This is a genomic window from Vibrio sp. 811, from assembly GCF_033339195.1.
The window spans coordinates 1-604 of sequence record NZ_JAWOUB010000607.1 but is presented as its reverse complement, the minus strand read 5'-3'; the positions used below and the strand labels follow the sequence as shown (position 1 = coordinate 604).

General features: G+C 40.6%; 1 pseudogene. It reads right to left on the bottom strand.

Annotated elements, in window-relative coordinates:
* A pseudogene (locus tag R7Q46_RS28365) lies at positions 1 to 170 on the bottom strand (DUF2797 domain-containing protein); the annotation flags it as partial.
* Between the last annotated feature and the right edge of the window lie 434 nt (positions 171 to 604).

Below are 604 nucleotides of genomic sequence, written 5' to 3'. Positions count from 1 at the left end.
TTCTTACCGCATGAGCAACAAAAAATATTGCCAGTATGCGTCAACGTGAGTGTTTTACCGAGAAACGGTGACAGATCGACTTCTTCATCACCCACGGGAAGACGATAGCTGACGGCACCATCGAGAGAAGCACGCATTTTGTTTAGCGTACCAGTAGCAATTAATGACATGACATTACTCGTTATTGTGTTTTTCGACAGTATATAACGAAGTGCGCTCAAGATGCAGGGTTGACAGGGCTAATAACTGGCAATGTTTCCACAATGAATGAGCATTGTTTCTCGTCGCAAAGCTTGATGGTGCCTCGCTTGAGTGGTTGTGAATTGCTTCGCAAATAACAAGTAAGTCATCAAATTGGACGATTTTAAACCGTGATAACGGTTCAAAACGCGTTACCATGTATCGGAAATAAGAACTCAAGCCAAAAGTAATTTTGTTTCTTGATAAATGACTTTATTTGAAGTTCGAAATATCATTGAGTACACTGTGTTGTATATAAGTTAAGCAGGTCACTTGCCTATGAAGTGGATACACAAATTAATCTTCGCTCTCTCGATTTGTACGATCAGTTTAGTTGCTCTGTACAGTGTGTTAGGTGACACGC